The 1,688-nt window shown below is 54.5% G+C and carries 1 protein-coding gene; it reads right to left on the bottom strand.

What is annotated here, in order from left to right:
• Positions 1-151: 151 nt before the first annotated feature.
• A complete protein-coding gene (locus RMO15_RS23110; protein WP_309717873.1) occupies positions 152-1,342 on the bottom strand; it encodes an IS256 family transposase in 1,191 nt (396 codons plus the stop codon).
• Positions 1,343-1,688: the final 346 nt, after the last annotated feature.

Raw genomic sequence — 1,688 nt, 5'->3', positions numbered from 1 at the left:
GGTGGAGACCGCTCAAGCAATTCGAAAGCGTAAGGCAGACTACCTTTTGGCACTTAAAAACAACCAGGGCCAAGCCTATAACTCTGCCCAGCAACTGATAGTGCAACATTTTTTCTGTAACTCTTTTCGGCTCTCTCGAATCTCGATTACTCTACTTGCCTGACAGAAGCTCCGACAGGTTCAAGTACACCTTCCCAGACTCCCAATCCTCGCTCACTTCCATCAATACAGCAGAGGCCAAACGAAGGCAGCTCGCATCATTGACGAAAGAACCCAGTACTTTAAAACGGCGACGAATCTCCAAGTTCAAACGCTCCAAGCCGTTACTGGTACGAACCAGACGACGAATCCCCTCAGGGAAAGCAAACACCGCTAGCCCCTCACCAAGGCTACTCTCAAGCCAGGACGATAACTTAGGCGCAGACTCACGGTAGCGAGATACCGCAGCGGAAAGCTGAGCCTGGGCAGAAGCCAGATCCGGCGCGTTGAAGATCCCACGAATGACACTGGCAACCTCCTTTTTCATCGAGTCCTTAGGCACGTAGGCCTGCGCGTTTTGCTGAAGATGGAATTGACACCGCTGCCAGGCGACACCACCAAACACAGCAAGGCGAGCCGCTCGCAATCCTGCATGGTCATCGCTCGTGATCAGACGAATCCCACAAAGGCCACGACAAACCAAACTCTCCATAAACGTACGCCAATGTTGCTCATGCTCACCGAAAGCAACCGAGACACCAAGAACCGAGCGACGACCATCCTCGCGAACACCTATCGCAACCAGAACTGTCGCATCCACAACGATTCCTCCCTGGCGAACCTTACACCACAGTGCGTCGAACATCACCAAGGGAGTCACTCCCAAAGCACGCTCACGCCAGCGAGTCAGAACCTCATCCAGAGAAGCCGCTGCACGGCTTACTTCCATGGAGGAGACCGAAAACCCACAGAGTGCCTCCAGAATCTCCTTAACACGACGCGTGGCAACACCTTGAACGTACATTTCCGCTAACGCAACCTTGAGTGCTTTCTCCGAGAGAAGAGCCGCCTCTAAACTCGCGGGACGAAAGTGCCCCTCACCACCGCGAACCTGAGGAACGGACACCCCGATCTGCCCTAAACGGGTGCTGAGTGTCCGATCCTTGAAGCCATTGGCTTGGCCATTTCGCTCAGGATTCCTTTCATGAGGCTCTGCTCTGAGATGCTCTTGCCTCTCCAGCTTCATGGCAGCATTGAGCACCACGCTGAGTAGCTCCGCCAAGGGATTCTGGCTCCCCGTCAGCAAGGGCAAAAGGGCAGCTACCGCTTCAGGCGGTAAGCTGGCTCCAAAATTCGATGTCAAACTAAGTGCTTCTGCACTTGACTCTCTGTATGCGCTATCATTGTTACGGTAGGTCATTTTTCTATTCTCTCTTTCTGATCACTGAGAGATTCGAGAGATGGCCTGCTTCTCCTGCCGGGGACGAGTCCCCCGCGCTAGAGGAATTCTCTTGAAGGCGTGGTCGCCTTCGTCCCGAGGAGAAGTTACAGACGAAATGTTACACTACTCCCAGTCAGGTCGCGGCCCCAGTCGGTACTGTGTTCCCTCCCAGATCGGCGGCGGCTCCGGCAGTCCGTTGTCTCGATACCACTGCGTTTGCTGCTCCTCGGTGCGGGTCGTCAGCTCTCCGCCAAAGATGTTCATGAGC

This window comes from Armatimonas sp., assembly GCF_031410135.1.
Lineage (GTDB): Bacteria > Armatimonadota > Armatimonadia > Armatimonadales > Armatimonadaceae > Armatimonas.
This window is presented reverse-complemented; position numbering and strand designations above follow the sequence as displayed.